This window comes from Paenibacillus chartarius, from assembly GCF_042432825.1.
Lineage (GTDB): Bacteria > Bacillota > Bacilli > Paenibacillales > NBRC-103111 > Gordoniibacillus > Gordoniibacillus chartarius.
In genome coordinates this window covers 21884-28653 of record NZ_JBHLWN010000118.1, presented here as the reverse complement: position 1 = coordinate 28653, position 6770 = coordinate 21884, and the positions used below count along the sequence as shown (strand labels likewise).

Genomic DNA, 6770 nt, shown 5'->3' with positions numbered 1-6770 from the left:
CTTCTGCCTCATTCACCCCTCATTCAGACTCAGAACACCTGCTTAATTCCGAGCCTCTATTAATTATCTTTCTATTAGGACGTCCGCCTGATCCAGACGCTGTTCATCCAGAAAAACAACCGGGTCATTGGGCTCTTCTTCATGAGCTGCTTCGACACGGTGCGCACTTTCTGCTGCGAACGCACCTTTGGATCCGACAAATACAGCGCTAATAATCCTTCGATTATCATACGATGAAATGTCGGATGTTCCAAGTGCAAAATTTTATGGCGTGCTTCCTTCACGATAGCTGCTATACGGGCGACCGTTTGTTCAAGACCTCCGTAGTACGAGCAAAAATTCAGATCGCCGCCGGCCGCGTCTTCCTCCTGATCGATCAAATAGTCCAGCAAAATGTGCAGCCCGCAAACGTAAGGAAAATACGCCGCCTCGATCTCCTTCGCCCCGGCTTCGGTAAGGTGCGGATCCGTAGCCGCCAGAAACAGCATGAACACGCCCAGCGTCGAGCCCGTGGCCGCAGCGAATTCGTTCCAAAGCAAGTCCGGACAGGAGGAACGATGCCGGTCCCACCAAGCCGTCAGCTGCGCCTCGCGCTGGTCCAGGCGAATGTGCTTGTAAACTTGAAGATCGCAATAGAGCGATACGAGCCGTTTCACTCTGTCCGCAACACGTTCGTAGGAAGGCAGCAATAAAATACACGATTGGCATGTCTTGACCAGCTCCGGCAAATATCCCCCGTCCTCCTGCTCCTGCCGGAACTCGTAATAGTGGTTCAACGGGGCGGACGGATCGACCGCGTCCAGCATCGACTGATGAAGCCTGCGAAAATCGTTCGGGTCCAGCGAGGTGCTCCGGTCGCACAAATTGTCCAAGTAGTCGCTGATCGTCTGGAAGGCGACGATGAGCGGAATCAGCACATGGCGCTGCCGCAAATTGGCGGCGGCATAGACCGCACCGCCTTGACAATGAAATTGCTTGGCGGCGATGCTCGCCAGCGCTTGCTTCCGCAGCTCGGCATCCGGAATGCGCTGCGCCGCTTGACGCCACTCGTCGAGCTGGGCGTCAACCTCCGGCAGCACATATTTATACATGCGTCTCATAAGTCGAATCGGACCGTGCGGAAACGTACCGGCCTCAGCAGCATGGCGTCTCAATCCTACTTCCCTCCGTACCCGCTAAGCTCCTTGCAGTACATGACAAGCAGCTTTATTTCTTCGTATTGAATTTGCTCCAGCACCGAGCGAGCTGCGCTGCCCGGGCTGTGAACGCACAGCTCCACTGCCGCCGTGAACGTTGCCGGCGTCCATACCGGCGCGTGCTGCAAAGCTTCCAGCTTGCCGAGCAATCCGATCGGCTCATTGCGGCGACCCTCGTTCACATAGGCCGTAAGATGAGCCGCCGCCGCTTTCTGCAGCTCCAGATGAAACGAATGCTTGCCTGCACGAGCGAACCAGTAGTTCGCGTTGCCGTAATCGCCTTCCATCCGGTGCATGATCCCATGCCAATAGCTGCCGAGCGGCGTTTCGAGCTCCTGCGAAAGACTGTGGGAAGCGTCAAGACTCCCGTTCCACAGATGCAGCCCAGACTTCAACGCCGCGAACGGCTCTTTGTTTTCCGGCAGCGCGGCAATCTCCCGCTCCAGCTCTTCGTTCCATATATGAACCGGATTCAGCTCCGGCACGTGCTCCTGCAGACGCTCAATAATGGTCATTACAGACACGGTTACACCTCCTGACCTTAACCGTGAAGCTTAGACTCCATCTCCTGATTGACTCGGAACCAGAGATGAAGGTCATTGATCGTGCTGGCAAGATCGGCGATTTCGCTGTTCAACCGGCAAGATGTCGGGAAGTCGTCTTCCGTATCCAGTCTGCGCTGCTTATCGATGATAATCCGTTCCAGCTCGATGATCCGGTTCGGAATCCGGCCCCGGATGTGCTCCCAGCGCAGCAGCACTTCCGATTGCTCCGATTCGTCCAGCTGCTCCCAATCGACGTAAAGCTCCGGGACGGGGATGCCGAGCCGATCGTCATAAATGAATGCATAATTCACGCTCTGCACCTCCGGTTGTCGCCTATTCCCTTTACTGTACCACGATCATCCCCCCGCTTTCCAGTCGGCAGCCTCGTTACCGTATCGGTTGCGGAATAATTTGCATCCCCACTCGGTTAAATATCTGATATACTATTATGTCATGAACGAATCCAACCATTACTTCCATAAAGCGAGGGCTGCACTGTGACAAGCTCTTCCCAGCTCGGGCTGGCCAAAGGCTACACCTTCACGATATTTACGATGACGTCCATCGTCATCTCGTTCTTTCCGCTTTATTTTGACGCTGTCGGCTATTCCAAGCTGCAGATCGGTATGCTCTACGCCATCGGTCCGATGATCGGGATCGTTTCGAATTTGCTATGGGGCTACATCAGCGACCGCTGGGGAACGATCCGCAAAGTGCTGCTGCTGCTGACCGGCCAGCTGATTATGGCACCGCTCGTATTTCACGCCGAATCCTTCGGCCTGCTGTACGCGGCGATGGCCGTGTTCTTCTTCTTTCAGCAGCCGATGCTGTCCATGAACGACAGCCAGCTGCTGCTCATCACAAGCGTGTCCGGCAAAAGCTACGCCTCGTTCCGAGTCTACGGCTCCATCGGCTTCGCCTTCGCCTCGCTCGTATTCGGGATGATCCTGAAGGAAACCGGTCATACGTTCACGGCGTATTTGGCTTACGGCTCCGTTATCGCGTCGCTCCTATTCGCCTTCCTGCTCCGCGACGTGCGGGGCGGCAAAGACAGCTTCAAGCCGATCGAGTGGAAGCCTATGGCCAAAATCATCGGCTCGCGCCCTTTCCTGCGCTTCCTTGGCTTGCTGCTGATCCTGTCGATCGCCCATCGGATTAACGACGGCTTCCTGGCTCTCTATATGCGGGAGCTGCATGCACCGGATTCGCTGATCGGCTATGCTTGGACCGCCTCGGCGCTCAGCGAAATTCCGACGTTCTTCCTGCTCAGCAAATACGGGCACAAGTTTAAGGAGCTCGCTTTGCTCGCTGTCGCTGCGAGCGTGTATATGATCCGTTTTACGCTGCTCAGCTTTATTCAAGACCCGGTTTGGGCGATTGCTTTGCAGGCCATGCACAGTATGAGCTTCGGCATCTTCCTGTTCACCGGTATTCGTTACGTGTCGCAAGCCGTACCCGATGAATACCGCGCTTCCGGCCAAGCGATCTTCGCCGTTACGTGGCAGTCGGTCGCCGGGCTGATCAGCGGCGTGATCGGCGGCTGGCTGTTCGAAGCGTACGGCGGCCAATGGCTGTACCGCATCGCCGCCCTGCTTGCGCTGGCAGCTGCCGTAGGATTCTTCGTGACCCATTGGTATGAAGAGAATGGCTCACCTCGTAAGCAATTAAGAAAATATTAAGAACTTTAGGCGAAACAAAATAGAACCGATAGTCGTTATATGCAACAGACAGCGCCCGCGCTTGTCTGTTTTTTGTTGCCCATCGCGTAGGGAGGATTGCGAAAGTGCTTATCGTCAAACAGTTATCCCACAGCTTTACGAACGGCGCCGAAGTGACGCCCGTACTGCAGCATATCGATTTCCGCGTCGAGAAAGGCGAAATGGTCGCGCTGCTCGGCAGCTCCGGTTCAGGCAAGTCAACGCTGCTGAATTTGATGGCCGGACTGATGAAGCCGACATCGGGCAGCATCCTGATCGGCGGACAGCCGATCGAGACGATGTCCGAGAACCGGCTGGCGGAGTTTCGAAGAACGCACATCGGCTTTATTTTTCAATCTTACGAATTGATCCCCCACCTTACCGTCCGTGAAAATGTCGAGCTTCCTCTCGTCTTCCAATCCGTCGGCCCCCGGACGCGGAGGGAACGGGCGCTGAAGCTGCTCGCTCAAGTCGGCCTGGCGGACAAGTCGGAGCTGTTCCCGTCCCAGCTGTCCGGCGGCCAGCAGCAGCGCGTCTCGATTGCGCGTTCGCTTGTAACTATGCCGGCTATCGTATTCGCGGACGAGCCTACCGGTAATCTGGATACGAAGACCGAGCGGGAAATTATCGATCTGCTGCACGACTTGAATGCCAATCTGGGCATTACATTCGTTATCGTGACGCATGAGCACGAGGTGGCCAGGCGCACGCAGCGTATCATTCAACTCAGGGACGGCCAACTCGTCGAGGACGGCGGCTGGGCGGGTGAAGCCGGATGAAATGGAGCGATTACGGCAAGCTCGGCTTGGACCAGCTGCGGCGCCGCAAAGTAGTGACGGCACTATGCGCCATGGGCATCGCCATCGGGTCAGCTTCGATTATCGTGGCCGTCGCCTTCGGCGAGTCGATCGCCCATTACAGCGAGAAGCAGATGGGACATTATTTGAAAACCGATGAGATTACGATATATAGGGGCGACGAGGGCGGCGGTGCCGGGCGCGGCTTGACGAAGAGCAAGCTGGAAGTGATCCGCTCTTTGCCGCACGTCAAGGCGGTTGCCAGCTTCGTGGAGCTCGGCGAAGCAGGCTTCACGATCGACGGCAGCAAGACGGGGCGCGTCCAGCTGATCGCTACCGAGCTGGAGGCTTTGACCGCCTTCGAGCATGAATTCGCCCAAGGCAGTCCGAACGGCGGCTCTAACGCCGTCGTGCTGAACTACGGCGCGGTGCGAGGCGTGTTCGACGAGAGGACGTCCCAGGTCCGATCCCGCCTCATGCAGGAGAACGGCGGCGACCGCGCCCTCCAGCAGCAGCTGCGCTTGATGGATACGATGCCGTATGCCATGTATCGCAAGACCATGATCCTGCAAGTCGGAGATGGCGAACAAGGCGGCGGCATGGGTCCTCCGGGCTCGGGAACGTCCGGCACCGCGGCCGGTACCGCCAAGCGGGTCGAGCTCCCGGTCCGGGTCGGCGGCGTGCTCAAGATACCGGAAGAAGCTCCGGAATATATGATCTGGAACAACAAGCAGGCTTACGTACCGTATGAGCTTGCCGCCCGGCTGCTCGAGCTTCGCAAAGCCGCGAACCCGGCCGCCGCTGCGTCGCTGCCGTCGCTTGAACAACCGTCCCAAGTTGTCGTGAAAGTGGATAGCACGAATCATGTCGCCGAAGTGGACGAGCTGATCCGCAAGCTGAATCTCAATACGCAGAACAATCTGCACCGTAAAGAACAAATGAACGGCGAATTTGTCATTATCCGGCTTATATTCGGCGGTGCGGGACTGTTTATTTTGTTCGTCGCCTCGATTTCGATCGTTGTCGCGATGACGATGTCCACCTATCAGCGGCGGCGCCAAATCGGCATCATGAAGGTGCTCGGCGCCAACCTGAAGCAGATCCGCCATATGTTTATCGTGGAGTCCGCTTTGCTCGGCGTCTTGGGAGGTTCTTGCGGCATCGTTTTATCGCATTGGGTCGTATGGGGCATTAATGCGGTTATCAACCGCTTCGGCGGCGGTCCCGGCAGCGGCGAGCCGGAAATTTTGTTCATCTCCTGGTGGATCTTGCCGCTTGGCATGTTTTTCGCCGTTTTGACCGGAGTTTTATCAGGGATATATCCGGCGGTCAAAGCGTCGCGTACCGATGCGCTTACCGCCATTAAACGGGAATAGGAGATTACGACAGCTATGAAGACAAAAAGCCTCATTCTTGGATTGGCCGCGGCTGCCGCCGTGGTCGGCATTTCCGCATTTCTGTATATAGCCGGCAAACCGCTGCTGCACGGGGCCGGCGCAGCGGGAACATCAGCAGCCCCTTTGCAGCTCAAGTTCCCCGTTACCCGCGAGGACGTCGTGCAAATCGTCGAGATCAAGGGCAAATCCTCGTATACGAAAGAAACCTGGATCAGCGCCCCCTTCGGCGCCGACGTCAAGCGCTGGAACGTTAGCGACGGCGCTCAGGTCAGCAAGGGCGATGTGCTCTTCGAGCTGGACGGCTCCGAGCTTGGCGCCGAGATTGCCCAGCTGGAGGTCAACCAGCGCAAGCAGGAGCTGGAAGCTTCGCTCGCGCGGTTCCAGGCCTCCCCCGGAGAAGGTGCAGCTTCGGCGGCTGCCGCTTCAACGGAGGAGGAAGCGAAGCAGCGTTATGCCCAAGCGGAAAACCTCAAGCTGCAAACCGAGCTGAATGCCGTCAGCGGAGAGGCCGCGCGCAAGCAGATCGAGCAAAAGCGGAGCAAACTGGAGCAGGCAGTCTTTCCATCGCCGGAGAGCGGGATCTTTCTGTTCGGCGAAACGAAGGAGCCCAAGCTTGTTAAGGACGGCGACAGGCTGGGCAAAATCGTCGATGTGACGAAACTTCAGCTGCTGACCACCGTCGGCGAATTCGATGTATTCCGCATCAAGCCCGGGATGCCGGTGGATGTTAAAGTCGATGCGCTTCAGGGTGTAAAGCTGAAAGGGCAGGTCGACAGCGTTTCGAAATTCGCGAGACCCGGTACGGACAGCTCCGGCGGCGGAGCCGCACAGTTTGAAGTCGTCATTTCGCTTGAGCCGAATGAGAAGCTCATCGCCGGCCTGAGCTTAACCGGTTCCATCGAGACGGAGCGTAAATCCGGGGTGCTCACCGTTCCTACGCTGGCGGTGCAGCAGGACAAGGAAGGCTACTTCGTGACAGTGCTTGATGATTCGGGACAGGTGACGAGACGCAACGTGCAGATCGGCACGGAAACGGCCGACAAGACGGAAATCGTTAGCGGTGTCCAAGTAGGCGAAACGGTCGTGCTGGAATAATGAGCTTGGGTTCGGTATACTTGGGAGGAGGTCTTAACACCTA

General features: G+C 57.1%; 7 protein-coding genes. 4 read left to right on the top strand and 3 right to left on the bottom strand.

Annotation, left to right across the window (positions count from 1 at the left end):
* Positions 1-74: 74 nt before the first annotated feature.
* The 3 genes from ACFFK0_RS28595 to ACFFK0_RS28585 are packed head-to-tail and all read right to left on the bottom strand — an operon-like array spanning position 75 to position 2052.
* Positions 75-1100, bottom strand: coding sequence for a tetraprenyl-beta-curcumene synthase family protein (locus ACFFK0_RS28595; protein ID WP_377474465.1), 1026 nt, complete (start codon positions 1098-1100; stop codon positions 75-77).
* A gap of 56 nt (positions 1101-1156) precedes the next feature.
* The gene (locus ACFFK0_RS28590; protein WP_377474459.1) at positions 1157-1720 is read right to left on the bottom strand and encodes a hypothetical protein; all 564 of its coding nucleotides are present in this window, start codon (positions 1718-1720) and stop codon (positions 1157-1159) included.
* 17 nt (positions 1721-1737) lie between these two features.
* Complete coding sequence (locus tag ACFFK0_RS28585) at positions 1738-2052, bottom strand: hypothetical protein (RefSeq protein WP_377474457.1); 315 nt, start codon at positions 2050-2052, stop codon at positions 1738-1740.
* Between the two features lie 186 nt (positions 2053-2238).
* Here ACFFK0_RS28585 and ACFFK0_RS28580 point away from each other — a divergent pair, with 186 nt between their 5' ends.
* The 4 genes from ACFFK0_RS28580 (at position 2239) to ACFFK0_RS28565 (ending at position 6727) form a co-directional block, all read left to right on the top strand.
* Positions 2239-3420, top strand: coding sequence for an MFS transporter (locus ACFFK0_RS28580; protein WP_377474455.1), 1182 nt, complete (start codon positions 2239-2241; stop codon positions 3418-3420).
* A gap of 104 nt (positions 3421-3524) precedes the next feature.
* Complete coding sequence (locus tag ACFFK0_RS28575; RefSeq protein WP_377474453.1) at positions 3525-4217, top strand: ABC transporter ATP-binding protein; 693 nt, start codon at positions 3525-3527, stop codon at positions 4215-4217.
* Entirely contained in the window at positions 4214-5611 is a 1398-nt protein-coding gene (locus ACFFK0_RS28570) for an ABC transporter permease (protein ID WP_377474451.1), read from the top strand. Before ACFFK0_RS28575 ends, ACFFK0_RS28570 begins: the two co-directional genes overlap by 4 nt.
* A 15-nt stretch (positions 5612-5626) precedes the next feature.
* On the top strand, positions 5627-6727 hold the full coding sequence (locus ACFFK0_RS28565) for an efflux RND transporter periplasmic adaptor subunit (RefSeq protein WP_377474448.1): 1101 nt from the start codon (positions 5627-5629) through the stop codon (positions 6725-6727).
* The last annotated feature ends 43 nt before the right edge of the window (positions 6728-6770 follow it).

Bases quoted from the DNA above. Each gene is read 5' to 3' on its own strand.
- ACFFK0_RS28595 (WP_377474465.1), bottom strand. From the start codon at position 1,100: ATGAGACGCATGTATAAATATGTGCTGCCGGAGGTTGACGCCCAGCTC.
- ACFFK0_RS28570 (WP_377474451.1), top strand. From the start codon at position 4,214: ATGAAATGGAGCGATTACGGCAAGCTCGGCTTGGACCAGCTGCGGCGC.
- ACFFK0_RS28565 (WP_377474448.1), top strand. From the start codon at position 5,627: ATGAAGACAAAAAGCCTCATTCTTGGATTGGCCGCGGCTGCCGCCGTG.